At 60.2% G+C, this 25,985-nt stretch carries 23 protein-coding genes and 1 other annotated feature; of the genes, 13 read left to right on the top strand and 10 right to left on the bottom strand.

Features of this window, described 5'->3' with window-relative positions; all coding sequences use genetic code 11:
- Nucleotides 1–32: 32 nt before the first annotated feature.
- On the top strand, nucleotides 33–1,307 hold the full coding sequence (nadR, locus tag ACUTSC_RS15485; protein WP_197767025.1) for a multifunctional transcriptional regulator/nicotinamide-nucleotide adenylyltransferase/ribosylnicotinamide kinase NadR: 1,275 nt from the start codon (nucleotides 33–35) through the stop codon (nucleotides 1,305–1,307).
- A 133-nt stretch (nucleotides 1,308–1,440) separates the two neighbouring features.
- The gene (locus tag ACUTSC_RS15490; RefSeq protein WP_445653425.1) at nucleotides 1,441–2,874 is read left to right on the top strand and encodes a glycosyltransferase family 39 protein; all 1,434 of its coding nucleotides are present in this window, start codon (nucleotides 1,441–1,443) and stop codon (nucleotides 2,872–2,874) included.
- Nucleotides 2,875–2,905: 31 nt separating this feature from the next.
- Here the strand turns inward: ACUTSC_RS15490 and ACUTSC_RS15495 are convergent, their stop codons facing one another.
- The gene (locus ACUTSC_RS15495; protein ID WP_445653426.1) at nucleotides 2,906–3,907 is read right to left on the bottom strand and encodes a zinc-binding alcohol dehydrogenase family protein; all 1,002 of its coding nucleotides are present in this window, start codon (nucleotides 3,905–3,907) and stop codon (nucleotides 2,906–2,908) included.
- Nucleotides 3,908–4,004: 97 nt separating this feature from the next.
- Between ACUTSC_RS15495 and ACUTSC_RS15500 the strand changes: the two genes are divergently transcribed.
- Nucleotides 4,005–4,916, top strand: coding sequence for a LysR substrate-binding domain-containing protein (locus ACUTSC_RS15500; RefSeq protein ID WP_197767022.1), 912 nt, complete (start codon nucleotides 4,005–4,007; stop codon nucleotides 4,914–4,916).
- Between the two features lie 30 nt (nucleotides 4,917–4,946).
- On the opposite strand, the gene ettA is transcribed toward ACUTSC_RS15500, so the two are convergent.
- From ettA to ACUTSC_RS15520, 4 genes are all read right to left on the bottom strand, one after another.
- Nucleotides 4,947–6,614 carry an energy-dependent translational throttle protein EttA gene (gene ettA / locus ACUTSC_RS15505; protein ID WP_025159620.1) on the bottom strand — a complete coding sequence of 556 codons (1,668 nt, stop codon included), beginning with the start codon at nucleotides 6,612–6,614 and terminating at the stop codon, nucleotides 4,947–4,949.
- Between the two features lie 142 nt (nucleotides 6,615–6,756).
- The gene (locus tag ACUTSC_RS15510; protein ID WP_134267252.1) at nucleotides 6,757–7,254 is read right to left on the bottom strand and encodes an OmpA family protein; all 498 of its coding nucleotides are present in this window, start codon (nucleotides 7,252–7,254) and stop codon (nucleotides 6,757–6,759) included.
- A gap of 38 nt (nucleotides 7,255–7,292) precedes the next feature.
- Nucleotides 7,293–8,540, bottom strand: a complete 1,248-nt coding sequence (locus ACUTSC_RS15515) for a diguanylate cyclase domain-containing protein (RefSeq protein ID WP_197767021.1) — start codon at nucleotides 8,538–8,540, stop codon at nucleotides 7,293–7,295.
- Nucleotides 8,537–9,148: a YfiR family protein gene (locus ACUTSC_RS15520; RefSeq protein WP_443002867.1), complete on the bottom strand. Its 612-nt coding sequence runs from the start codon at nucleotides 9,146–9,148 to the stop codon at nucleotides 8,537–8,539. Before ACUTSC_RS15520 ends, ACUTSC_RS15515 begins: the two co-directional genes overlap by 4 nt.
- Nucleotides 9,149–9,789: 641 nt before the next feature.
- Here ACUTSC_RS15520 and sltY point away from each other — a divergent pair.
- Together sltY and trpR are read left to right on the top strand one after the other, a co-directional pair.
- Complete coding sequence (gene sltY, locus ACUTSC_RS15525; protein WP_443002866.1) at nucleotides 9,790–11,718, top strand: murein transglycosylase; 1,929 nt, start codon at nucleotides 9,790–9,792, stop codon at nucleotides 11,716–11,718.
- Between the two features lie 54 nt (nucleotides 11,719–11,772).
- Nucleotides 11,773–12,102, top strand: coding sequence for a trp operon repressor (gene trpR, locus ACUTSC_RS15530; protein ID WP_197767019.1), 330 nt, complete (start codon nucleotides 11,773–11,775; stop codon nucleotides 12,100–12,102).
- Between the two features lie 11 nt (nucleotides 12,103–12,113).
- Here trpR and yjjX read toward each other — a convergent pair whose 3' ends face one another.
- Nucleotides 12,114–12,632 (bottom strand): inosine/xanthosine triphosphatase, encoded by a 519-nt coding sequence (gene yjjX / locus ACUTSC_RS15535; protein WP_004933015.1) that lies wholly within the window; start codon nucleotides 12,630–12,632, stop codon nucleotides 12,114–12,116.
- A 101-nt stretch (nucleotides 12,633–12,733) separates the two neighbouring features.
- On the opposite strand from yjjX, the gene gpmB reads away from it, so the two are divergent.
- Nucleotides 12,734–13,381, top strand: coding sequence for a 2,3-diphosphoglycerate-dependent phosphoglycerate mutase GpmB (gpmB, locus tag ACUTSC_RS15540; RefSeq protein WP_025305227.1), 648 nt, complete (start codon nucleotides 12,734–12,736; stop codon nucleotides 13,379–13,381).
- On the opposite strand, the gene robA is transcribed toward gpmB, so the two are convergent.
- Entirely contained in the window at nucleotides 13,378–14,247 is an 870-nt protein-coding gene (robA, locus tag ACUTSC_RS15545) for an MDR efflux pump AcrAB transcriptional activator RobA (RefSeq protein WP_197767018.1), read from the bottom strand. The two genes, gpmB and robA, sit on opposite strands and share 4 nt — an antisense overlap.
- 342 nt (nucleotides 14,248–14,589) lie before the next feature.
- Here robA and creA point away from each other — a divergent pair, with 342 nt between their 5' ends.
- Nucleotides 14,590–15,069, top strand: coding sequence for a protein CreA (gene creA, locus ACUTSC_RS15550; protein WP_033652887.1), 480 nt, complete (start codon nucleotides 14,590–14,592; stop codon nucleotides 15,067–15,069).
- 51 nt (nucleotides 15,070–15,120) lie between these two features.
- Here creA and arcA read toward each other — a convergent pair whose 3' ends face one another.
- Complete coding sequence (arcA, locus tag ACUTSC_RS15555; protein WP_197767017.1) at nucleotides 15,121–15,837, bottom strand: two-component system response regulator ArcA; 717 nt, start codon at nucleotides 15,835–15,837, stop codon at nucleotides 15,121–15,123.
- A 628-nt stretch (nucleotides 15,838–16,465) separates the two neighbouring features.
- Here arcA and ACUTSC_RS15560 point away from each other — a divergent pair.
- From ACUTSC_RS15560 to thrC, 5 genes are all read left to right on the top strand, one after another.
- Nucleotides 16,466–17,152 carry a tRNA/rRNA methyltransferase gene (locus ACUTSC_RS15560; protein WP_142109252.1) on the top strand — a complete coding sequence of 229 codons (687 nt, stop codon included), beginning with the start codon at nucleotides 16,466–16,468 and terminating at the stop codon, nucleotides 17,150–17,152.
- Nucleotides 17,153–17,364: 212 nt separating this feature from the next.
- The gene (gene thrL, locus ACUTSC_RS15565; RefSeq protein ID WP_086581142.1) at nucleotides 17,365–17,433 is read left to right on the top strand and encodes a thr operon leader peptide; all 69 of its coding nucleotides are present in this window, start codon (nucleotides 17,365–17,367) and stop codon (nucleotides 17,431–17,433) included.
- Nucleotides 17,372–17,489 (top strand) — a sequence feature (Thr leader region). Its footprint overlaps the gene before it by 62 nt.
- A gap of 25 nt (nucleotides 17,490–17,514) precedes the next feature.
- Nucleotides 17,515–19,974: a bifunctional aspartate kinase/homoserine dehydrogenase I gene (gene thrA, locus ACUTSC_RS15570; RefSeq protein ID WP_445653427.1), complete on the top strand. Its 2,460-nt coding sequence runs from the start codon at nucleotides 17,515–17,517 to the stop codon at nucleotides 19,972–19,974.
- 1 nt (nucleotide 19,975) lies between these two features.
- Nucleotides 19,976–20,905, top strand: a complete 930-nt coding sequence (thrB, locus tag ACUTSC_RS15575) for a homoserine kinase (RefSeq protein WP_016929148.1) — start codon at nucleotides 19,976–19,978, stop codon at nucleotides 20,903–20,905.
- 3 nt (nucleotides 20,906–20,908) lie between these two features.
- Nucleotides 20,909–22,198: a threonine synthase gene (thrC, locus tag ACUTSC_RS15580; RefSeq protein WP_197773604.1), complete on the top strand. Its 1,290-nt coding sequence runs from the start codon at nucleotides 20,909–20,911 to the stop codon at nucleotides 22,196–22,198.
- A gap of 46 nt (nucleotides 22,199–22,244) precedes the next feature.
- Here thrC and yaaA read toward each other — a convergent pair whose 3' ends face one another.
- Together yaaA and ACUTSC_RS15590 are read right to left on the bottom strand one after the other, a co-directional pair.
- On the bottom strand, nucleotides 22,245–23,021 hold the full coding sequence (gene yaaA / locus ACUTSC_RS15585) for a peroxide stress protein YaaA (protein ID WP_197773603.1): 777 nt from the start codon (nucleotides 23,019–23,021) through the stop codon (nucleotides 22,245–22,247).
- Between the two features lie 106 nt (nucleotides 23,022–23,127).
- Nucleotides 23,128–24,564 (bottom strand): alanine/glycine:cation symporter family protein, encoded by a 1,437-nt coding sequence (locus ACUTSC_RS15590; protein ID WP_445653428.1) that lies wholly within the window; start codon nucleotides 24,562–24,564, stop codon nucleotides 23,128–23,130.
- Between the two features lie 383 nt (nucleotides 24,565–24,947).
- Between ACUTSC_RS15590 and tal the strand changes: the two genes are divergently transcribed.
- Nucleotides 24,948–25,901, top strand: a complete 954-nt coding sequence (gene tal / locus ACUTSC_RS15595; RefSeq protein ID WP_004932982.1) for a transaldolase — start codon at nucleotides 24,948–24,950, stop codon at nucleotides 25,899–25,901.
- The last annotated feature ends 84 nt before the right edge of the window (nucleotides 25,902–25,985 follow it).

Consider the following 25,985-nt stretch of genomic DNA (forward strand, 5'->3'; position numbering starts at 1 on the left):
TATTTTGTTTAGCATACTAAACGGAGGTGGCCATGCCGCAATTTGATTACCTGAAGACGTCCATTAAGCAAAAGGGCTGTACTTTGCAGCAGGTGGCGGATGCCAGCGGCATGACCAAAGGCTATCTCAGCCAGCTGTTGAACGACAAGATCAAAAGCCCGAGCGCGCAAAAGCTCGAGGCGCTGCACCGTTTTCTCGGGCTGGAGTTCCCGCGTAAAGAGCTTAAAGTCGGCGTGGTGTTTGGTAAATTTTACCCGCTGCACACCGGCCACATTTACCTGATCCAGCGCGCCTGCAGCCAGGTGGACGAGCTGCACGTTATCTTGTGCCATGACGAGCCGCGCGATCGCGAGCTGTTCGAGAACAGTTCGATGTCGCAACAGCCGACGGTCAGCGATCGCCTGCGCTGGCTGCTGCAGACCTTCAAGTACCAGAAAAACATCCATATCCACTCGTTCGACGAGCAGGGGATCGAGCCCTATCCACATGGGTGGAACGTGTGGAGTGACGGCATGAAGGCCTTTATGGAACAGAAGGGCATCGTGCCGAGCTTCATCTATTCCAGCGAAGCGCAGGATGCGCCTCGCTACCGCGAGCATCTGGGCATCGAAACCATCTTGGTCGATCCCGAGCGTTCGTTCATGAACATCAGCGGCAATCAGATCCGCCAGGATCCGTTCCGCTATTGGGACTACATCCCGACCGAGGTGAAGCCGTTCTTCGTGCGCACCGTGGCGATCCTCGGCGGCGAGTCGAGCGGCAAGTCGACGCTGGTCAACAAGCTGGCCAACATCTTCAACACCACCAGCGCCTGGGAATATGGCCGCGATTATGTGTTTTCGCACCTTGGCGGCGACGAGATGGCGCTGCAGTATTCCGACTACGACAAAATTGCCCTCGGGCAGGCGCAATACGTGGATTTCGCGGTCAAGTACGCCAACAAGGTGGCGTTTATCGATACCGATTTCGTGACTACGCAGGCGTTTTGCAAAAAGTACGAAGGGCGTGAACACCCCTTCGTGCAGGCGCTGATCGACGAATACCGTTTCGATCTGGTGATCCTGCTGGAAAACAACACGCCGTGGGTGGCGGACGGCCTGCGCAGCCTCGGCAGCACCGCCGATCGCCTGGCGTTCCAGCGCCTGCTGGAGGAGATGTTGCGCGCCAACAACATCGAGTACGTGCACGTTGAATCTAGCGATTACGAAGAGCGTTTCCTGCGCTGCGTCGAGCTGGTGCAGCAGCTGCTGGCGGCGGACGCCGGCCGCTTGGCGAATGCGCCCGCCCATCGCCACGCCGCAGGATGAGCAAAATTAGCGGAATGTGCGGTTGCGGCGGCATAAACCCCACCTGGGCGCACATTTAACGGCTTGTTTAAACATGGTTCATTCGACAGCGACTAGGTTAAGATTTTCTTTACAATAACGCTTAGAAGAAGACATGTCTTATCGCTTACTCGCTCTCTGGTTGGTCTGCTATGCCGCAGCCTGGACGCTGCTGACTGTTCATCTCGATCCTACCCTGCCTTACGACGCCGTCGAGGCGCTCAACTGGGGCCTCAACGGCGAGTGGGGCTCACCGAAAAATCCTTGGCTGGTCGGTGCGGCGATGCAGCCGGCGATCTGGCTATCGTGGCTTCCGCTGAACGTTTACTGGTATGGCGGGCACTTCATCGCCATTGCCATCGGCATGTTAGGCGTCTGGCTGTTGGCGCGGCGCCTGAGCGGCAGCACCTCGCTGGCCTGGATGGCGCTGCTGACGCTCAACCTGTCCGGTATCATCAATTTCGACATTATTCCCTACAACGACAACTACCTGTTGGTGATGCTGTGGCCGTGGATGGCGCTGTTCTTCCACCTGGCGATCTCGCGTTCGGCCAACTGGTGGCCGGCCTTCGCGTTGGTGGCCGGTCTGGCGATGATGGCAAAATACTCGACCTTTGCCTTCGTCTATTTCGCGGCGCTGTCGACGCTGTTCGTACCGCAGATCCGCCGCTGCTATCGCCAGCCGCAGTTCTATCTGGCGGTGGCGATCTGGTTGGCGCTGGTGCTGCCGAACCTGTTCTGGCTGTGGAACCACGACTTCGCCGCCTTCAAGTGGGTGGATTCGCAGATCAAGATGCAGCTCAACCTCGATATGCTGCAGTCGCTGTTGCTGGTGTTCTATCCGTCGCTGGTGCTGTGGGCGATCCTGCGGCGCAGCGGGGCGGTGCTGGCCTGGCCAGCGGCGTTGCCGATGCGGGTGCTGCTGTGGGTCTACCTGTTGCCGCTCGGCATCATCACCTTCTGGTTCTCTTTCAACGTCGGGGGCCGGCTGACCGAATGGCTGCAGCCGTTCTTCATGCTGGCGCCTGCGCTGCTGGTCGGCTGCGTACGCCAGCCGCCGGTGCGTTCGCTGCGTGCGGCGACCATTGGGCTGATGTGCGCGGCGCTGGCGGTCTATCTGGGGTATGCCGCGGTGATGCTGGGCAACGTACGCAACGCCGGCCAGAAAATGGTGGGTATCAAGGCGTTCAGCGCCGGGGTGGAGCGGCAGTGGCAGGAGCGGTATGGCGTCGATCTACGCTACGTCGGCGGCGAATACCTGTCGCAGTGGATGACGGTGTACGCCGGTTCCCGGCCGCAGACCATTACGCGCTGGTCCAATCATACGCGCCCGAATATCTACAACGTCAACATCAGCTATCCGCAGATTGCGCAGCACGGCGTCGCCCTGTTCGGCCGGTTGGGCGAGGACTGCGCACACAGCGACTTCGGCGGTGAGTTGGCCCACTGGCCGAAGATGCGCCTCGATTGGCAGCAGACGCTGACGTTCCGCGCCGATCCGCATGCCGACGAGCAGACGCTGTGCGTCGGCTTCGTTCGTCCGCAGTAACGGCGGCGCAGGGCGCCGCCGCGATTCAGGCTTAGTAAGCGATAACCAGCTTGCCTTGCATATGGCCGCCGAGCAGCTGTTGATGCGCGGCGGTCAGCGTGTCTACCGACAGCCCGTGCAGGGTTTCGCTCAGCGTGGTGCTTAGCTTGCCTTCGTCCAGCAACTGCGCCATCTGCTGCAGGATCTTGCCTTGCTGCGCGATGTCCGGGGTGGTGAACATGCTGCGGGTGAACATGAATTCCCAGTGCAGCGCGGCGCTTTTCAGCTTCAGCGCGTTTTGATCCAACGGCTGCGCGTTCTCGACGATGGTGCAGATATGGCCCAGCGGCGCGACCAGCTCGGCCATCGCCGGCCAGTGGCCGTCGGTATCGTTCAGGCACAGGATGTAATCCACCTGCTCGATGCCGTGCTGCGCCAGGTTGCCCTTCAGATCGCGGTAGTCCACCACCAGATCGGCGCCGCGTTCACGGCACCAGGTGGCGGATTCCGGCCTTGAGGCGGTGGCGATCACTTTTACCTTGCTGCGCAATGCGGCCAGCGGAATGGCCAGCGAGCCGACTCCGCCGGCGCCGCCGATGATCAACAGCGTCTTGTGCTCCGGCGCATGCTGAATGTTCAGATGTTCGAACAGCGCCTCCCAAGCGGTGAGGGCGGTGAGCGGCAGCGCGGCGGACTCGGCCCAGTTCAGGCTGCGCGGCTTGTGCGCGGCGATGCGTGAGTCGATCAGCTGGTGGCTGCTGTTGCTGCCGGGGCGGGTGATGTCGCCGGCGTACCAGACTTCATCGCCGGGCTTGAAGCCGCTGACGCCGCTGCCCACGCCCACCACGATGCCGCTGGCGTCCCAGCCGAGGATGCGCGGCTGCTGCAGGCCGCTTTTCTGCAGACCGGCGTGCACTTTGGTGTCCACCGGGTTGACCGACACGGCTTTCACCTCCACCAGCAGATCGTACTGGCCGGGAACCGGCATCTCCGGTGAAATTTCGATGAAACCGGCGGGGTTCTGCGGGTCTACGGCAATGGCTTTTATCGACATGATTGTACTCCTTTCAAATGATGCCCCCAGTGTAGACCCGCGGCAGTGGGGTGATAAGATGGACAATATCTAACTGAGTGTTCGTTTAAGGTGAACAATGGAATTCAAACAGCTGCAGGACATGGCGCTGTTCGCGCTGGTGGCGGAGTGTGGCAGCTTCACCGCCGCCGCACAGCGCGTGGGATTGCCGAAATCCAGCGTCAGCCAGCGCATCAGCCAGCTCGAACAGACGCTGGGGCTGCGCTTGCTCAACCGCACCACGCGCCAGCTGAACCTGACCTTCGCCGGTGAGCGCTATCTGGAACATTGTCAGGCGATGATGTCCGCCGCCGAACGCGCCGATCTGGCGCTGCAGCGGCTGCGCGATAACCCGAGCGGCCGCCTGCGCATCTCGACGCCCGCCGGGCTGGGGGCGACCCTGGTGGCGCGGTTGGCGGCGGATTTTCAGCGCCAGTATCCGGACGTTTCGCTGGAGGTGTCGGTGTCCGATGCCATGGTGGATCTGGTACAGGAAGGCTTCGACGCCGCGTTGCGCACCGGCAAGCCGCAGGATTCTTCGCTGATCGGTCGCCGTCTCGGGTATGCGCCGCGCTATCTGTTGGCGGCGCCGCCCTATCTGGCGCAGCATCCGCCGATCGAACATCCGCAGCAGCTGCAGCAGCATCGCTGCATCGCCCACCGCGCCTGGACGGCCTGGAACCTGCGCTGTGGCGACGACTACTACCGTTGGCAGCTGCCGCTGGCGCACACCACCGACAACCTGCTGTATGCGCGTGAATGCGCTATCGCCGGTGCGGGGATCACGCTGTTGCCGGCGTTTCTCAGCCGCGAGGTGGTGGCGCAGAAGCTGTTGGTGGAAGTCTTGCCGGCGTGGCGCGCGGAGGGCAATGAGCTGTATCTGGTCTACCCGAGCCGCAAGCTGAATTCCCCGGCGCTGGCCTGTTTTATCGATGTGGTGCTGCAGCACCCGGCGTTTGACGACTACGCGCGCGAGCTGGCGCGGGAATAAAAAAAGGCGCCGCATGCGGCGCCTGGGGTATTACTTGGCGATCTTCTTGTACTTGATGCGGTGCGGCTCGAGCGCGTCGGCGCCCAGCGTACGCTTCTTGTACTCTTCGTACTCGGTGAAGTTGCCTTCGAAGAACTCCACCTTGCCCTCGTCCTGGTAGTCCAGGATGTGGGTGGCGATACGGTCGAGGAACCAACGGTCGTGCGAGATCACCATGGCGCAGCCAGGGAATTCCAGCAGGGCGTTTTCCAGCGCGCGCAGGGTTTCGATATCCAGGTCGTTGGTCGGTTCATCGAGCAGCAGCACGTTGCCGCCAACCTGCAGCAGCTTGGCCAGGTGCAGACGGCCACGCTCACCGCCGGACAGCTCGCCCACGCGTTTGCCCTGATCGACGCCCTTGAAGTTGAAGCGGCCGACATAGGCGCGGCTCGGCATCTCGGTGTTGCCGATGCGCATGATGTCCTGCCCGCCGGAGACTTCTTCCCACACGGTTTTCGAGCCGTCCATGCTGTCGCGGAACTGATCGACGGACGCCAGCTTGACGGTATCGCCCAGCACGATGCTGCCGGAGTCAGGCTGTTCCTGACCGGACATCATGCGGAACAGCGTGGATTTACCCGCGCCGTTCGGGCCGATGATGCCGACGATTGCCCCTTTCGGCACCGAGAACGACAGGTCGTCGATCAGCAGGCGGTCGCCGTAGGACTTGCGCAGGTTGCTGACTTCGACCACTTTATCGCCCAGGCGTGCGCCAGGTGGAATGAACAGTTCGTTGGTTTCGTTGCGTTTCTGGTATTCGGTGTTGTTCAGCTCTTCGAAGCGGGCCAAACGGGCCTTGCCTTTGGACTGACGGCCTTTGGCACCCTGACGCACCCACTCCAGCTCTTTCTCGATCGACTTGCGACGAGCGGCTTCGGCGGACGCTTCCTGCGCCAGACGCGCGTCTTTCTGCTCCAGCCAGGAAGAGTAGTTGCCTTCCCATGGAATGCCCTCGCCGCGGTCCAGTTCGAGGATCCAGCCGGCCACGTTATCCAGGAAGTAACGGTCGTGGGTGATCGCCACCACGGTGCCTTCGAAATCGTGCAGGAAGCGTTCCAGCCAGGCCACGGACTCGGCGTCCAGGTGGTTGGTCGGTTCGTCCAGCAGCAGCATGTCCGGTTTTTCGAGCAGCAGGCGGCACAGCGCTACGCGGCGGCGCTCACCCCCGGACAGGTGGGCGATTTTGGCGTCCCAGTCCGGCAGGCGCAGCGCATCGGCGGCGCGTTCCAGTTGGGCGTTGAGGTTGTGACCGTCGTGTGCCTGAATGATCTCTTCCAGGCGGCCCTGTTCGGCGGCCAGCTTGTCGAAGTCTGCGCCTTCTTCCGCGTACAGCGCGTACACTTCGTCCAGGCGTTTCAGCGCGCCGACCACTTCCGCCAGCGCTTCTTCCACCGATTCACGCACGGTGTGTTCGAGGTTAAGCTGCGGCTCCTGCGGCAGGTAACCGATCTTGATGCCCGGCTGTGGGCGCGCTTCCCCTTCGATGTCGGTATCGATGCCGGCCATGATGCGCAGCAGGGTGGACTTACCGGCGCCGTTCAGGCCCAGTACGCCGATTTTGGCCCCAGGGAAGAAGCTCAGGGAGATGTTTTTCAAAATATGACGCTTCGGCGGTACGACCTTGCCGACGCGGTGCATGGTATAGACGTATTGAGCCACGTTGCTCTAAGCCTCTCTATATCAGTATTTATAGGATGTCTGGCGGCATGAGTGTAGCCCGTTTCGATCTCGGATCCCAGACATCGCTCAGCGATCGCTAAGTATAACCGTTTATGCGCCGATAAAGGCGCATATTGGTGGCTTATGGCGTGACGACGATCGCGACGCGGCGGTTTTCCGCGCGGCCGCTGGAGGTGCGGTTATCGGCAACGGGATCGCGCTTGCCCATGCCGCGGGTTTCGATATTGGCGCGCGGAATGCCGACGCTGGCCAGCAGATCGGCCACCGCATTGGCGCGGCGCAGGGAGAGCTGGTCGTTATAGCTGTCTTCGCCGTAGTTGTCGGTATGGCCGTCCAGGCGGAACTTGGTGATGCCGACGCTCAGCAGCGCACGGCCCATCTTCTGCACCGTCTCGGTGCTTTCCGGGTTCAGCTTGCCAATGTTGTTGCCGAACAGCACCTTATCCGACAGGCCGAACTCCCAGCCGTTATCGGTCAGCTTGAAGCCCTGCGATTGCAGCAGCGCGATCTGCTCGGGCGTCAGGCCCTGCGGCTTGCTCTGGCAGCCGGCGAGCGCCAGCAGGGCGACGAACACCATCGTCAGCAGTGAAAAACGACCTTTAAACAGTTGCTGTATCATAGTCAAAATCCCTAGTTCAAGTGTTATAGCCGGGGCTCTTATTTATGTATAGCCAGCCGCCAGCCTCCGTTATAACGATGCTTTGCCTGATACATCGCATCGTCAGCTTCGTGCAAAAGACCCTGAGGCGTCGATGCGTGATCAGGGTACAGCGCAATACCGATACTCAGAGAGGTAATGATCGCCTCGTCGTTCGGCAAAATGACCGGTTGCGTCATGCAGTCGATGATGTTGTCAGCGATCTGCAGGACATCTTCCGTGCCGTGTACCGGCGCCAGCAGCACGGCGAATTCATCCCCGCCCAGACGCGCGACCAGATCGGTCTCGCGCAGCTGCGCGCGAATGCGTCCGGCAATGGTGGTCAGCACCGCATCGCCTGCGGCGTGGCCGTAACTGTCGTTCACTTCCTTGAAGCGATCGCCGTCGATAAACAGCACCGCCAATTTTGACGGTGGCGCGATATCGCCCAGGGCGCGGCTCAGCCGCCCTTCGAAGAAGGCGCGATTCGGCAAGCCGGTCAGGCTGTCGTGCGTCGCCCGGTGGGCCAGCGAGTCGTTCTCCTGCTTCAGGTGGGCCTGCCAGGCCTCCAGCTCGTCGAGCAAGCCGTTGAAATCGTTGCTGAGCTCATGCAGCTCGGCGATCGGCGCCGACGGCACCCGCAGGCCGAAGGTGCGATCGCGGCGCACCGCGTGCGCCACGTTGGCGATATCGTCCAACGAACGGACGATGCCGGCCAGCATGCGGCGCGATAACACCAGGGCGCATAAGGTACTGAGCACCATGCAGGCGATCATGCCGACCAGGCCGCGCAACAGGAAACGCAGCAGGCTGCCGCCGTTGCCGCTCAACCAGACCTGGCCGACCTGTTTGCCCTCGTGAGAGATAGGCAAGATGACCGGCTCGGGCAGCGCCCAGTGCGCGACGATCTGCTCCAGGCCGTGCAGCGGGCCGTCGGTGGGATGACGCCAACAGGCCAACATCTTGCCTTTATTATCCAGAATGCGCGCCTCCAGGATCTCTTCGTTGGAGGAGATCAACATCAGCGCCTCACGCGCGGCGGTGCGGTCTTCAAACACCACGGCGGCCTCGACGGTATAGCTGATGGAGCGCGCGATCAGGTGCAGGTTGTGGTTGGCGTAAGCGCGCAGCGCAAACAGCGCCACCAGCGTCAGAAAGATGCCGGCGGTGCCGACGGCGATCAGCGCCAGCCCAAGATGCACCCGCTGCAGCACCCGGCCCAATGTCGGGCGCGCATTACCGGAACGGTTTCTACGCAACAGCCTCATAGCGGCGGCGCCTGTTTGCGTGCCAGCTGCAGCACGTTGGGGTGGACGCGCACGCCGCTGCGTGCCAGGGCGTCCAGGTTGACCTTGAAACTGGCCTGATCCCCATCGATAAGCAGGCAAAATGCGCTGCCGGCGGAGCATTCGCTATCGTTCTCGCTGATGCTGAGAATGGAGTTGCCGGAAATGCGCTGCATGAAATTTTGTCTCTGCGCGGCGGTGATGTTCCCTAAATAGATGACATCACAGCCGGTACTCAACGTTGGGCTGTCAAACGGTACGCGTTCGGTTTTAATCGGACGCGGCGCGCTCAGCAGGATCGGATCGAACAGCCCTTCGGCATACTGGGTGGGTGCGGTCACGCACAAGCGGATCGGATTGGGCTCACGCGACCAGCGGGCGTAGCTGATGATGCCGACCACCACGGTCGTCACGGCGTGCGTACGCTTTTGATAGGGATCATCGGCGGCGTGCGCAGGTCCGGGCAACGTCAGCAGCACCAACAACACGATCAGCAGCAGGCGGCCGATATTCAGGCGTGCGTCAAGGAAGCCCGGCACGGGGCTTTTTGCGCAACGCATCGCTATCGCGGTTTTATTCGCCATCTTCACCCGCCATTCCGGCCTGATCCACCGCCTGCAGGCCGTGGCCTGACAAGGAAAAATCCGGCCCGCTTGAAGGGACAATCGTTTTGCTGAAAGCTGTCAGTCGCACTGCCTAATGAACACTATCTAACCCATAATTGGCGCGGATTGTATTATAAGATGCCTTCGTTGGGCGCTTTATGTGCTGTTTTCTCGGAATTATCCTACTTATTTTTGATAGTATAAAAATGCCTACCCGGGTTTGCCACCGCTTTTCTGCAAAGTTGGCGCGTTTGGCCAGCTGTCAGGTGATTTGCGCAACGGCGGCGTCATCTCATAAATGCAATAATGTGATAGCTAATAATTAAAAAATATTTTACTTCCCCAGTAAGCGCCAAGGCAGCTAATAAAAATCCGGTAGCCGGAAATATTCCGCCGGCCTGATTTGTCAGCCAAAGTAAACGTTTTTTACCTGGCTCCAGTCATGACGATACACTTCTTCTTCTACAGTATTGAATGGATAAGCGATTGCGCTGTCTATGGTAGATATCTGCGTTCGGGTGATGCGCCCGGCTTTATTTTGTCCCGTGGCGCCGTGGCGCCGTGGCGCGGCGGTCACCGGGGAGCTGGGCGGCTCCCGCGGTACAACCAGTGAGGAAAGAGCGAGGATGGTCAAGGTGGACAAGCGACGGCTGTTGGCAATGGGCCTGTGCCTGACGGCGTTTTCAGGCGCGGCACTGGCGGATTCTCTGGATGCGCAACGTCAGCGCTACCAGCAGATCAAGCAGGCGTGGGACGGCAATCAGATGGATGTGGTGGCGCAGCTGATGCCGACGCTGCGCGATTACCCGCTTTATCCTTACCTGGAATACCGCGAGCTGACACAGGATCTGAGCCAGGCGGGGTTCTCCGAGGTGAACGACTTTATCAAGCGCAACCCGACGCTGCCGCCGGCGAAATCACTGGCGCCACGCTTCGTCAATGAGCTGGCGCGGCGCGAAGACTGGCGCACCCTGTTGGCCTTCAGCCCGCAGCCGCCCAAACCGGTGGCGGCGCGCTGCAACTATTACTACGCCAAGTGGGCCACCGGCGACCAGCAGGCGGCCTGGAGCGGCGCCGACGAACTGTGGCTGAACGGCAAAACGCTGCCGGGCGCCTGCGATCGGCTGTTCAGCGTCTGGCGCGGCGCAGGCAAGCAGACGCCGCTGGATATTCTGGCGCGCATGAAGCTGGCGTTGAAAGAGGGCAACAGTTCGCTGGTCAGCAACCTTTACAGCCAGCTGCCGGCCGACTATCAAACCATGGGTAACGCCCTGGTGCGCTTGCAAAACGATCCGACCACCGTGGAAGCCTTCGCCCGCAGCGTGGGGCCGACCGACTTCACCCGCGCTGCCACCGGCATCGCCTTTGAACGCCTGGCGCGGCAGGATGTGGAAAACGCGCGGGCGATGATCCCGACGCTCGCGCGGCTGCAGAAAATGAGCGATGACGAGCGGCTGGGGCTGGAAGAGGCGGTGGCCTGGCGCCTGATGGGCAGTGACGCTACCTATGAACAGGCGCAGTGGCGCGATCAGGTGATTCTGCGCAGCCGTTCGCCTTCGCTGCTGGAGCGCCGGGTACGCATGGCGCTGGGCAACGGCGATCGGCAAGGTGTCGCGACCTGGCTGGCTCGCCTGCCGGAAGCGTCGCGCAACAAGGATGAGTGGCGCTACTGGCGCGCCAGTCAGCTGATGGACGAAGGGAAACGCGCTGAAGGCGAGGAGATATTGCGTAACCTGATGACCGAACGCGGCTTCTATCCGATGGTGGCGGCGCAGAAGCTGAAGGCCACTTATCCGGTGATGGTGGCGGTGGCAGCCAAGCCGCGCGCGTCGCTGACCAACGGGCCGGAAGTCGCTCGGGTGCGCGAGCTGATGTACTGGAATATGGACAACCTGGCCCGCAGCGAGTGGGGCTCTTACGTCGCCAGCCGCAGCCGGCCGGAACAAGAGGCGCTGGCGCGCTACGCCTTTGAGCAAAAATGGGCCGATCTGAGCGTGCAGGCGACCATCGTCGGCAAGCTGTGGGATCATCTGGAGGAGCGCTTCCCGGTCGCCTGGCCGCAGGAGTTCCGCCGTGCCACCGATGACAAGGGGATCACCACCAGCTACGCGATGGCGATAGCGCGTCAGGAAAGCGCCTGGAATCCGAAGGCGCAGTCGCCGGTTGGCGCTACCGGCCTGATGCAGGTGATGCCGCGCACCGCGCAGCATACGGTGCAGATGTTCAATATTCCCGGTTACGTCGGCCCGAGCCAGCTGTTCGATCCGCAGACCAACATCACCATCGGTACCCGCTATCTGGAGTCGGTCTATCAGCAGTTCGGTCGCAACCGCATCCTGTCGAGCGCCGCCTATAACGCCGGTCCGTCGCGGGTGAACACCTGGCTTGGCAACAGCGCGGGGCGTATCGATCCGGTGGCGTTCATCGAAAGTATTCCGTTCTCGGAAACCCGCGGCTACGTCAAGAATGTACTGGCCTACGATGCGTTTTACCGCTATCTGACGCACCGGCCGGCCAAGGTGCTGACCGACGCCGAGTGGCAGAGACGTTATTGATTTTGACGGCCCTATGGTATGCTGCTGTACTAGTTAAATAGTATGGTGGCTGCCATGACGCAATTATCGTTAAACGACCCCGCTCTTTCAGAACAAGGCAATGAGGATTGGCTGCGCTTTGTCACGCTGCTGCAGAATTCGTTTGCGCAAGAACTGCATCAGCCGCTGCTGCAGCTGATGTTGACGCCGGACGAGCGCACCGCGCTGGGCACCCGGGTGCGGATCATTCAGGAACTGATGCGCGGCGAGATGAGCCAGCGCGAGCTGAAAAATGAACTGGGCGCGGGGATCGCCACCATCACCCGCGGCTCGAACAGCCTGAAAGCGGCTTCACCCGAGCTGAAACAGTGGCTCGAGCAGCAACTGTTGCATGACGCGCCCTAGCTGGCTCGGTGCTATTGCTGATAGATGGCGTTGTGAAACGGCACCAGCGCCAGCAGCAGCGCCTGGTGGTAAACGCTGGTGCGGCTCAGCCGGCCGTCGGTGAAGACGCCGATGGCGCCGCCCTGGCGCTTCACCTCGGCATTGCCGGTGATCGCCGCCATTTCGCTGCCCAATTCGCGACCGGCGCGAATACCTTGTAAGATGACTTCCGGCAGCATCAGGCTCGCCGAGCGGGATTCGCCGCGGATGTGCGGGTTCTCGATGGTCATCCAGGCGAAGGTCATATTCTCTTCAATCCCGGCTTCCACGCCGACCCAAAAATCGGCCTCGGGCCTGACCTGGCGCGCTTCCATCACGCGTTGACGCGAGCCGGTGCGGGTTTCGTGATTGCCTATCGGCTGCAGCGAGACGCCGCTGGCGACGTCAACGGATTCAATGCGGTATTGGCCTGCGCCAAAGACGTCATCGAAGGCCAGTTGAATAGCCTTGATCTTTGCCGGGTTGGTAGTTGCAGCGACAACATGGTACATAACGGGTTTGATATCCTTCTGGCCGATACGCCGGGCAGCGGCAAAAGCGCCGCCGGGCCGGGGATAAACGCAAATTTCACGCAGTATAACGGAAAACAAAAATGTTACAGGTATACCTCGTTCGCCATGGCGAAACGGAATGGAACGCGGCTCGCCGCATCCAGGGGCAGTCCGACAGCCCGTTAACCGCCATGGGTGAACACCAAGCCCGTCTGGTCGCCAGGCGTGTCAGCAAAGAAGGCATTACGCACATCATTACCAGCGATCTGGGGCGCACGCGCCGCACCGCGCAGATCATCGCCGAAGCCTGTGGCTGCGAAGTGATTGGCGATCCGCGTTTGCGTGAGCTGCACATGGGGGTTCTGGAAGAACGCCTGATCGACAGTTTGACGCCGCAGGAAGAGCAGTGGCGCAAACAGATGGTCGATGGTACTCCTGACGGCCGTATCCCTCAAGGCGAATCCATGGAGGAGCTGGGCGAACGCATGCGCGCCGCGCTGGAGAGCTGCCTGATGCTGCCGGAAGGCAGCAAGCCGCTGCTCGTCAGTCATGGCATCGCGTTAGGGTGCTTGATCAGTACGGTGCTCGGGCTGCCGGCCTATGCGGAACGCCGCCTGCGCTTGCGCAACTGCTCACTGTCGCGCGTCGATCACCAGCAGAGCCCGTGGCTGGCTTCCGGCTGGATCGTGGAAACGGCGGGCGATGTCACGCATCTGGACATGCCCGCGTTGGACGAACTGCAGCGTTAACGCCGAATCGGGATCAGGTAATCGCACTTGATCTCGATAGGTGCCTGATGCGGACGGCGCTCGCCTTTCGGGTAGAAGCGCTCGATGTCGTGCCCTTTGCGGCGTGTCAGCTGGAGCGCCGGCAGGCAGGTGCCGTAGACCGTCAGAATAAAGTCTTGCAGTCCCTCGGTGGGCCCTTCGTAGCTGAACATCGCAAACTCACCGCCCGGCAACACCAGCGGCTGGCCTTCCTGTACCTTGTCAGGCACCTGATCCGGTTCCAGCGCCGTGGTGTACAGCACTTCCTGTTCGTCGTCCTTCTCCTGGCTCGGTCGCGAGTGGTGCAGCCCGTACAGCACCGGCGGCAGGGTTTCGACGTCACCGAGGAACTGACGCCAGAACTGCGAGCGCAGTTCGGTGCGCACCCTGGTAATCTGTTCCAGCGTACAGGAGTAGCTTTGGGTCAGGCCGACCAGATGCTTGTCCGGCAGCGAGACGAATTCCGGCTGCGGCAGAGTGAAGGCCCCCAGACGGATCGGCGGACAGATGCCGAATGCGTTCCAGTCTTCGGCGCGGCGGTACAGCGCCGGCGTTTGCGCAAACTGTTTTTTGAAGGCGCGGGTGAAGGTCTGCTGCGAGTCGAAGCGATATTGCAGGGCAATATCCAAAATCGGCCGGCTGGTCAAACGCAGCGCGACGGCGGCTTTGGACAGCCTTCTTGCCCGGATGTAAGCACCGATGGCGTTACCGGTAATATCTTTGAACATCCGTTGCAGATGCCATTTGGAGTAGCCGGCCTTGGCCGCCACGTTATCCAGCGACAAGGGTTGGTCCAAATGGCTTTCCAGCCAGCTAAGCAGATCACGAATGATACCGGCTTGATCCATAGATCTTCCTCGTAAAGCTTGGGGGTAGGAACCCGAACTGTTGATTCGTCACGCTGGTGCTGCGCTATCAGACCGATCCATGAGCCATTATGCGTTGCACTCTTTGCCTCTGCTGCGCATGCCGCGCCAGAGTTGGATTGGGGTACACCGTAGTGGGCGCAAAGAAATAACGACGCCGCATCATAGCAATTTTTTTACTCCGCGACTCTCAAAGATTTTTGTCACGCTCTGTGCTAAAACGGACGGTGCGGACCCGTAAAAAACCGATTCCGTGAGCTTAGACATAAATAATGGCGATCGCCGAACCTATTTTTGCGGCAAGGTTATATCGGAGTTAAGTAAATGAAAAAAGGCTGGATATTTTTATTCGGTTTGGTTTGCGCAACCGTTGGTAGCGCGCAGGCGGAGCAGGTGGGTTCCGTTGATACGGTGTTTAAATTGTTGGGGCCGGACCACAAAATCGTGGTGGAAGCGTTCGACGATCCGGATGTTAAAAATGTAACTTGTTATATCAGCCGCGCCAAAACCGGCGGCATCAAAGGCGGCCTGGGGCTGGCGGAAGACACCGCCGACGCGGCCATTTCCTGCCAGCAGGTGGGACCTATCGAACTGAGCGACAAGATCAAAAACGGCAAGGCGGAAGGCGAGGTGGTGTTCCAGAAACGCACCTCGCTGGTGTTCAAGAAGCTGCAGGTGGTACGCTTCTACGACGCCAAGCGCAATTCGCTGATTTACCTGAGCTACTCCGACAAGGTGATCGACGGCTCGCCGAAGAACGCGCTGAGCGCGGTGCCGATCATGCCGTGGGCCGAGACGAAATAAAAAAACGGGGTTCAGCATGCTGAACCCCGTTTTCATGACGGCAGGCCGGAATTACTCTTCCAGATCGCCGCAGAAGCGGTAGCCTTCGCCGTGAATGGTGGCGATGATTTCCGGCGTGTCCGGCGTCGATTCGAAGTGTTTGCGAATGCGACGGATGGTGACGTCCACGGTGCGGTCATGCGGCTTCAGCTCGCGGCCGGTCATTTTCTTCAGCAATTCGCCGCGGGACTGGATCTTGCCCGGGTTTTCGCAGAAGTGCAGCATGGCGCGGAATTCGCTGCGCGGGAGCTTATACTGTTCGCCGGCCGGGCTGATCAGCGAGCGGCTGTTGATGTCCAGCTCCCAACCGTTGAACTTGTAGCTCTCGACCAGGCGGCGCTCTTCGCCGAGGTTGCCCAGGTTCATGGTGCGCGACAGCAGGTTGCGTGCGCGGATGGTCAATTCACGCGGGTTGAACGGCTTGGTGATGTAATCGTCGGCGCCGATTTCCAGGCCGAGGATTTTGTCCACTTCGTTATCGCGACCGGTCAGGAACATCAAGGCGACGCTGGCTTGTTCACGCAGTTCGCGCGCCAACAGCAGGCCGTTTTTGCCTGGCAGGTTGATGTCCATGATGACCAGATTGATATCATTTTCAGACAGGATATTGTGCATCTCTGCACCATCATTGGCTTCATGAACAATGTAGCCTTCCGCCTCGAAAATGCTCTTCAGGGTGTTACGAGTGACTAACTCGTCTTCGACAATCAGAATGTGCGGGGTCTGCATATTTGCTACCTAAAATTGCCAACAAAATAGAAAATAGGAAGTACAGAAGTCTTTGTTTTCTTAGAGGAGGGCAGAGAAAGCGCCACGTTCCCTCTCAGCAAATGACTAAAGTACGTAAACTCGTTCTTGATGCACTTTCCATCTCATGTCAACAAGATCGCTAGCCTGGTGGGGATGCTGTTCCCTACAACCCCTGGGGTGCCAAATTGGCGCATATCCTAACCCCATTAACAGCAATATAACAGCGCGTGCCGAATTCATCACCCAACAAAACTACGCTTTGTTGACATATATCAAATTCAATTGTAGCACGTTAACAGATTTGTGAAAAACACTTACAGAAATGCCAGTTTAAGTCACAGAACCTCAAATTCTGTGAACGATTCAGCATTATCCGGCCCGATAGGATACAATTATTCGCTTATTGATCATCGCTTTGTTTTAACTCATTGATAAATAAATGCAGTAAAACATAAGCACGAATAATGACTATTACGACGGGTTTATTAGCTCAACGAGCCGTTTAATCTTGTTTGTTGCTATTAACGCGTTTATTGTTACGTAATTGTAAATATAAGCGGGCGCTGCGCCACCGTCAAAACGCAGGCCCGCCTTCGGTGGAAGAGTGATGCAGCTTCATATTGTTTTAGTGGCTCCGGCGCGGCCGGAAAATGTCGGCGCGGCGGCGCGCGCGATGAAAACCATGGGCTTCACGTCGCTGCGCATCGTCGACAGCGAAGCGCACCTGCAGCCGGCGGCACGCTGGGTGGCACACGGAGCCGGCGAGATCCTCGACGGCGTGCAAACGTTCGCCACGCTGGAGCAGGCGCTGGCGGACGTGGATTTCACCGTCGCCACCACCGCCCGCAGCCGCGCGCGTTTTCACTACTACTGCACGCCGCCCGAGCTACTGGAACAGTTGAGTGAGCGTAAGCAGTGGGTCGGCCAGGCCGCGCTGGTGTTCGGCCGTGAAGATTCCGGCCTGACCAACGAAGAACTGGCGCTGGCGGATTTGCTGACCGGCGTGCCGATGCAGGCGGACTATCCGTCGCTTAACCTGGGCCAGGCGGTGATGGTGTACTGCTACCAGTTGGCGAGCTTGATGGGCGTCAGCACGCCGCAGGAAACGGTGGCGTCGGAAGGGCAGCTCAAGGCGCTGCGCCACCGCGCCGATGCCTTGTTGAACGCATTGGATGTCGGCGATGACCAAAAATTGCGCGACTGGCTGCACCAGCGACTCGGCGCACTGCAACAGCGAGATACGGCGATGTTGCATACGCTGCTGCACGACATCGAAAAAAAACTCGCCAAGTGATAGCGGCTCCATCAGACGGTTACCCAGCGTGATCCACTAGTAAATCGGCTTTAAGTTATTTTTTTGTTCTGTCGTTTTGCTTTTCACCTCCGATATCGCGCAATGTCGCCGCTGAACGGAAAATAAGCAAAAAAAAGAAATAGTTTGACTTGGGATAGCGATTGCTTTAACCAATAGAGGGGACAGAGTATTTCATGAGACAGACAGACAACATGCGCAATATCAGCCTGAAAACCACAATTATTACCACCACCGATACCACAGGTAACGGGGCGGGCTGACGCGCACAGGAAACACAGAAAAAAGCCCGCACCTAATCAGTGCGGGCTTTTTTTTTCGGCTTAAATTCGGAGAGATCACACATGCGAGTGCTGAAATTTGGCGGAACCTCGGTGGCGAATGCAGAACGTTTTCTGCGCGTCGCCGACATCATGGAGAGTAACGCGCGTCAGGGACAGGTAGCCACGGTCTTGTCCGCTCCCGCAAAGATCACTAACCATCTGGTGGCGATGATCGACAAAACGGTGGCAGGCCAGGACATTCTGCCGAATATCAGCGACGCCGAGCGGATCTTTGCCGATCTGCTGAGCGGCCTGGCGCAGGCGCTGCCGGGCTTTGAATACGACAGGCTGAAAGGCGTGGTCGATCAGGAGTTCGCGCAGCTCAAGCAGGTGCTGCACGGCGTTTCGCTGCTGGGGCAGTGCCCGGACAGCGTGAACGCGGCGATCATCTGCCGCGGCGAAAAGCTCTCCATCGCCATCATGGAAGGGGTGTTCCGCGCCAAGGGCTACCCGGTCACGGTGATCAACCCGGTAGAAAAGTTGCTGGCGCAGGGCCACTACCTGGAGTCTACCGTGGACATCGCCGAGTCCACGCTGCGCATCGCCGCGGCGGCGATCCCGGCCGACCATATCGTGCTGATGGCCGGTTTCACCGCCGGTAACGACAAGGGCGAGCTGGTAGTGCTGGGCCGTAACGGCTCCGACTATTCCGCCGCGGTGCTGGCCGCCTGCCTGCGCGCCGACTGTTGCGAGATCTGGACCGACGTCGATGGCGTGTATACCTGCGATCCGCGCACCGTGCCGGACGCCAGGCTGCTGAAATCGATGTCGTACCAGGAGGCGATGGAGCTCTCCTACTTCGGCGCCAAAGTGCTGCACCCTCGCACCATCACGCCGATTGCCCAGTTCCAAATCCCTTGCCTGATTAAAAACACCTCTAACCCGCAGGCCCCCGGCACGCTGATCGGCAAAGACAGCACCGATGACGCGATGCCGGTGAAAGGCATCACCAACCTGAACAACATGGCGATGATCAACGTCTCCGGCCCGGGCATGAAAGGCATGGTCGGCATGGCCGCGCGGGTGTTCGCCGTGATGTCGCGTGCCGGCATTTCGGTGGTGCTGATCACCCAATCCTCTTCCGAATACAGCATCAGCTTCTGCGTCCCGCAGGGCGAACTGCAGCGCGCCCGGCGCGCGCTGGAGGAGGAGTTCTATCTGGAGTTGAAAGACGGCGTGCTGGATCCGCTTGACGTCATGGAGCGCCTGGCGATCATCTCGGTGGTCGGCGACGGCATGCGCACCCTGCGTGGCATCTCCGCGCGCTTCTTTTCCGCGCTGGCGCGCGCCAACATCAATATCGTCGCCATCGCCCAGGGCTCTTCCGAGCGTTCAATTTCGGTGGTGGTCAGCAATGATTCCGCCACCACCGGCGTGCGCGTCAGCCACCAGATGCTGTTCAACACCGATCAGGTGATCGAAGTGTTCGTCATCGGCGTCGGCGGCGTCGGCGGGGCGCTGATCGAGCAAGTCTACCGCCAGCAGCCGTGGCTGAAGCAAAAACATATCGACCTGCGGGTGTGCGGCATCGCCAACTCGCGCGTGATGCTGACCAATGTGCACGGCATCGCGCTGGACAGCTGGCGCGACGAGCTGGCCGGCGCGCAGGAGCCGTTCAATCTCGGCCGCCTGATCCGGCTGGTGAAGGAGTATCACCTGCTGAACCCGGTGATCGTCGACTGTACCTCCAGCCAAGCGGTGGCCGATCAGTATGTGGATTTCCTGGCGGACGGTTTCCACGTGGTGACGCCGAACAAAAAGGCCAACACCTCGTCGATGAACTATTATCAGCAACTGCGCGCGGCGGCCGCTGGTTCGCACCGTAAGTTCCTTTACGACACCAACGTCGGCGCCGGTTTGCCGGTGATTGAGAACCTGCAAAACCTGCTGAACGCCGGCGATGAGCTGGTGCGCTTCTCCGGCATCCTGTCCGGGTCGCTGTCCTTTATCTTCGGCAAGCTGGACGAAGGGCTGTCGCTGTCGGCGGCGACCCTGCAGGCCCGGGCCAACGGCTACACCGAGCCGGATCCGCGCGACGATCTGTCCGGTATGGACGTGGCGCGCAAGCTGCTGATCCTGGCGCGCGAGGCCGGTTACAAGCTGGAGCTGAGCGATATCGAGGTCGAGTCGGTGCTGCCGCCGTCCTTCGACGCGTCGGGCGACGTGGAGCATTTCCTGGCGCGGCTGCCGGAGCTGGATAAAGAGTTCGCGCGCAACGTGGCCAACGCCGCCGAGCAAGGCAAGGTGCTGCGCTATGTCGGCCTGATCGACGAAGGGCGCTGCAAGGTGCGCATCGAGGCGGTGGACTGCAACGATCCGTTGTATAAAGTGAAGAACGGCGAGAATGCGCTGGCCTTCTACAGCCGCTACTATCAGCCGCTGCCGCTGGTGCTGCGCGGCTACGGCGCCGGTAACGATGTGACCGCAGCGGGCGTGTTTGCCGATCTGCTGCGCACACTGTCATGGAAGTTGGGAGTTTAATATGGTTAAGGTGTATGCACCGGCCTCGATCGGTAACGTCAGCGTCGGTTTCGATGTGCTGGGCGCGGCGGTTTCGCCGATCGACGGCACGCTGCTGGGCGACTGCGTCAGCGTCGAAGCCGCCGAGACGTTCAGTTTGCAGAATGCCGGGCGCTTCGTCAGCAAGCTGCCGGCCGAGCCGAAAGAGAACATCGTTTATCAATGCTGGGAGCGTTTCTGCCAGGAGATCGGCCGCGAAGTGCCGGTGGCGATGCGATTGGAAAAGAACATGCCGATCGGTTCGGGACTGGGTTCCAGCGCCTGTTCGGTGGTCGCCGGGCTGATGGCGATGAACGAATTCTGCGATCGGCCGCTGGATAAGACGACGCTGCTCGGCCTGATGGGTGAGCTGGAAGGCCGCATTTCCGGCAGCGTGCATTACGACAACGTGGCGCCATGCTACCTGGGCGGCCTGCAGCTGATGCTGGAAGAAGAAGGCATCATCAGCCAGGAGGTGCCGTGCTTCGACGATTGGCTGTGGGTCATGGCCTATCCGGGCATCAAGGTCTCCACCGCCGAAGCGCGCGCCATTTTACCCGCGCAATACCGTCGTCAGGATTGCATCAGCCACGGCCGCTATCTGGCCGGCTTTATCCATGCCTGCCACACCCGGCAGCCGCAGCTGGCCGCCAAATTGATGCAGGACGTGATCGCCGAACCGTACCGCACCCGGCTGCTGCCGGGCTTCGCCGAAGCGCGCAAGGCGGCGCAGGACATCGGTGCGCTGGCCTGCGGCATCTCCGGCTCCGGCCCGACGCTGTTCGCCGTCTGCAACGACGGCGCCACCGCGCAACGCATGGCCGCCTGGCTGCAACAACACTATCTGCAAAACGACGAAGGTTTTGTTCATATTTGCCGTCTGGATACCGCAGGCGCTCGACTACTGGGATAACGCATGAAACTGTACAACCTTAAGGATCACAACGAGCAGGTCAGCTTCGCGCAGGCGATCAAACAAGGCCTGGGCAAGCAGCAGGGGCTGTTCTTCCCGCTGGAGCTGCCGGAGTTCGAACTGACCGAGATCGACCACCTGCTGGAGCTGGACTTTGTCACCCGCAGCAGCCGCATTCTGTCGGCCTTTATCGGCGAAGAGGTACCGGAAGCGGCGCTGAAGAAACGCGTGCAGGCCGCCTTTGAGTTCCCGGCGCCGGTGGCTAAAGTGACGGAAGATGTCTCCTGCCTGGAGCTGTTCCACGGCCCGACGCTGGCGTTCAAAGACTTCGGCGGCCGCTTTATGGCGCAGATGCTGGCGGAAGTGGCCGGCGATCAGCCGGTGACCATTTTGACCGCCACCTCCGGCGACACCGGCGCTGCCGTGGCGCACGCCTTCTACGGCCTGAAGAACGTCCGGGTGGTGATCCTCTACCCGCAGGGCAAAATCAGCCCGCTGCAGGAGAAGCTGTTCTGCACCCTGGGCGGTAACATTCACACCGTAGCGATCGACGGCGACTTCGACGCTTGTCAGGCGCTGGTGAAGCAGGCGTTCGACGATCGGGAATTGAAAGACGCGCTGCACCTGAACTCGGCCAACTCGATCAACATCAGCCGTTTGCTGGCGCAGATCTGCTACTACTTCGAAGCGGTGGCGCAGCTGCCGCAGGAAGCGCGCAATCAGCTGGTGATTTCAGTGCCGAGCGGCAACTTCGGCGATCTGACCGCCGGGCTGCTGGCCAAGTCGCTGGGTCTGCCGGTGAAGCGCTTTATCGCCGCCACCAACGCCAACGACACCGTGCCGCGCTTCCTGACCAGCGGCCAGTGGCAGCCGCACGCCACGGTCGCGACGCTGTCCAACGCCATGGACGTCAGCCAGCCGAATAACTGGCCGCGCGTAGAAGAGCTGTTCCGTCGTAAGGTCTGGCAGCTGAAAGAGCTGGGCCACGCGGCGGTCAGCGATGAGACCACAAAGGAAACGATGCGTGAACTGGCTGAACTGGGCTATATCTCAGAACCGCACGCGGCCATTGCCTATCGCGCGCTGCGCGATCAGCTGCAGGAAGGGGAATTCGGTCTGTTCCTCGGCACCGCGCATCCGGCCAAATTTAAAGAGAGCGTAGAAGCGATCCTCGGCCAGGCACTGCCGTTGCCGAAAGCGCTGGCGCTGCGGGCCGATCTGCCGCTGCTGTCGCACACGCTGCCGGCCGGCTTCGGTGAGCTGCGCAAGTTCCTGATGGGGCTGCCGGCCTGAGGTTCGGCAGGCTAGAATGCGAAAAGCCGTCTTGCGACGGCTTTTTTTATGCCTGCTCCGGGCGTTTGAACACCAGTTCATTGCCCTGAGAGGCGGCTTCGTCGAAGGCGTAGCCTTCCAGATTGAAGTCCACCAGCTGCTCGCTGCGCGTCAGGCGGTTCTTGATGATAAAGCGGCTCATCAACCCGCGCGCTTTCTTGGCGTAGAAGCTGATGACCTTGTACTTGCCGTTCTTCTCGTCGAGGAACACCGGTTTGATCAGCGCGCCGTGCAGTTTGGCCGGCTTCACCGCCTTGAAATACTCGTCGGACGCCAGGTTGACCACCACGTCGTCGCCCTGCTGCTCCAGCGCTTCGTTGAGTTTTTGGGTGATTTTATCGCCCCAGAAGCTGTACAGGTCTTTGCCTTTCGGGTTTTCCAGCTTGATGCCCATCTCCAGCCGGTACGGCATCATCAGATCGAGCGGGCGCAGCACGCCATACAGGCCGGACAGCATGCGCAGATGCTGCTGGGCAAAATCGAAGTCAGCCTCGTTGAAATCCTGCGCCTGCAGGCCGGTGTAAACGTCGCCCTTGAACGCCAGCAGCGCCTGACGGGCATTGTCCGGAGTAAATTTCGGCTGCCACTCGCTAAAGCGCGCGGCGTTCAGCCCGGCCAGCTTGTCGCTGATGCTCATCAGGCTGGCGATTTGCGCCGGCGTCAGCTCGCGGCAAATTTTGATCAGCTGTTTCGACTTGTCCAGCAGTTCGGGCTGCGTGAAGCGTTCTGTCGCCAGCGGGCTGTCGTAATCGAGAGTTTTTGCAGGGGAAATAATAACGAGCATGGCCAGATCCTGTTTATCCAAGTGCGGATACTGTAGCAAAAAGCGCGGGAAAAAGGGGCAATCGATCCAATAGGCCGGGGCGCGCATCGTACGCGCCCCGGAAAACTCAGCGCGGTGGCTTTTGGTCGTCCCACACGCCCGGCTCCAGCTGCGACTTCAGCTCCGGATAACGGTTGGCGTCGAAGGTCGGCAGCTTGCCCAGGCGGCGTTGGCGATGGTAATCGTCGGCCAGCTTCAGCGCCACCCGCGACAGCAGCAGGATCGCCGTCAGGTTGGTGATCGCCATCAGCGCCATGGAGGTATCCGCCATTTTCCACACCAGCGGCAGCTCCGCCAGCGCGCCGAACATCACCATGCCCAACGCCACGCAGCGGAAAATCAGCAGGCCACCCGGATGGTTGTGCTCGAGGAACACCAGGTTGCTCTCGGCATAGGCATAGTTGGCGATGATCGAGGTGAAGGCGAAGAAGAAAATGGCGATGGCGACGAACGGCGCCCCCCAACTGCCGACGGCGGTCGACAGCGCGCGCTGGGTCAGATCGATGCCGCTAATGCTGTCGGTCGGCTGATCGAGTATGCCGGAAGAGAGGATGATCGCCGCAGTGGCGCTGCAGATGACGATGGTATCGATAAACACCCCGAGCATTTGCACGTAGCCTTGCGAAGCCGGATGCGGCGGATAAGGCGAGGCGGACGCCGCCGCGTTGGGCGCCGAGCCCATGCCGGCTTCGTTGGAGAACAGGCCGCGCTGCACGCCCTGGGTCATCGCCTGGGAGATGCCGTAACCGACGGCGCCGGCCGCGGCTTCCTGCAGGCCGAAGGCGCTTTTGAAGATCAGCGCCAGGATCGCCGGCATGTGTTCGATGTTATGGCCAATCACCCAGAGGGCCAGCAACAGGTAGGCGCCGGCCATCAGCGGCACCACCAGCTCGGCCACTTTGGCGATGGAGCGGATGCCGCCGAAGATCACCACGCCGCTCAGCAGCACCAGGCCGATGCCGACGTGCAGCGGCTGCAAATGGAAGGCGACGGCGGAGGCCTGGGCGATGGAGTTGGCCTGCACGGCGTTGAACACCAGACCGAACGCGATGATCAGGAAGATCGAGAACAGCACGCCCATCCAGCGCATGCCGAGGCCCTTTTCCATGTAGTAGGCCGGGCCGCCGCGGTAGTTGCCGTTATCGTCTTTGGTTTTGTAGAGCTGCGCCAGCGAGCTTTCCACAAAGGAGGTGGCCATGCCGATAAACGCCACCACCCACATCCAGAAGATGGCGCCGGGGCCGCCGGCGGTCAGGGCGATGGCGACGCCGGTCAGGTTGCCGGTGCCGACGCGCGCCGCCAGCGTGGTGCACAGCGCCTGGAAAGAGGAGATGCCGGCGCTGTCGCTTTTATTGCTGTTTTTCAACACCGAGAACATGTGGCTGAAGTGGCGGAGCTGGATAAAGCGGGTGCGCAACGTGAAGTAGATGCCGGTGCCGAGCAGCAGATAAATCAGCACCGACCCCCACAAAATATTGTTTATAAAGCTCATCAGGTCCGTCAAGGGATCCCTCCTCTTATCGAAATTTAATGCGCACCTTGCAGCATCCACCGCAGGTGAAAAACATTGGCCTATTTTTTACAAGAGCTTAGCTGGAATTGGTCCGGCGTCAGTCGATTAAGATTTTTCGCAGATTAGCGGCCGAATTGCATCAATTTTTTCGAATTTAACATAATTTATTCGGACAATAGCACGTTATTGCCTTTCCATCCGCTCGGTTATGGCGAAAGATATCGGCGTAAACGGTTGCTCGCCCAAGGATAAAACAGATGCTTGCGCGCTGCGGTTTTCCAGCCTTGCACCGGGCTTGGCGCATGTTATTATCAGGGTAGGGCATGGTTGAACAATGCCAAAAGTTCATGCACAAACGATGAGATAATGCCAACATGACCGACAAATTAACTTCCCTGCGCCAGCTGACCACAGTGGTTGCAGATACGGGTGATATCGCGGCAATGAAGCTGTATCAACCGCAGGACGCCACAACCAACCCTTCGCTGATCCTCAATGCAGCCCAAATTCCTGAATACCGCAAACTGATTGACGAAGCCATCGCCTGGGCGCGCGGCCAGAGCAGCGATCGCGAACAGCAGATCGCCGACGCCGCCGACAAGCTGGCGGTCAACATCGGTCTGGAAATCCTCAAACTGGTTCCGGGCCGCATCTCCACCGAAGTGGATGCACGCCTGTCTTACGACACCGTCGCCAGCGTGGCCAAGGCCAAGCGCCTGATCAAACTGTACAACGAAGCCGGCATCAGCAACGATCGCATTCTGATCAAACTGGCCTCGACCTGGCAGGGCATCCGCGCGGCGGAGCAGTTGGAGAAAGAAGGCATCAACTGTAACCTGACGCTGCTGTTCTCCTTCGCTCAGGCTCGCGCCTGTGCCGAAGCCGGCGTTTACCTGATCTCGCCGTTCGTCGGCCGTATCCTCGACTGGTATAAAGCCAACGGCGACAAGAAAGAGTTTGCGCCGCACGAAGATCCGGGCGTGATCTCCGTGACCGAAATTTACCAGTACTACAAACAGCACGGTTACAACACCGTGGTGATGGGCGCCAGCTTCCGTAACGTCGGCGAAATCATCGAACTGGCTGGCTGTGACCGCCTGACCATCGCCCCTGCGCTGCTGAAAGAGCTGGCGGAGAGCGAAGGCGCGCTGGAGCGCAAACTGTCTTACACCGGTGAAGTGAAGGCGCGTCCTGCCGCACTGACCGAACCTGAGTTCTACTGGCAGCACAACCAGGATCCGATGGCGGTTGAGAAACTGACCGACGGTATCCGCAAGTTCGCCGTAGACCAGGGCAAACTGGAAAAAATGATCGCCGACCTGCTGTAATTCCCGCAGATCGCGCAGTAAAAAGGTGGCTTAGGCCACCTTTTTTTATGCCTGACGCACCCGCCGGCGGGGGAAGCCCTTATA

It is taken from the genome of Serratia sp. TSA_105.2 (assembly GCF_052692115.1).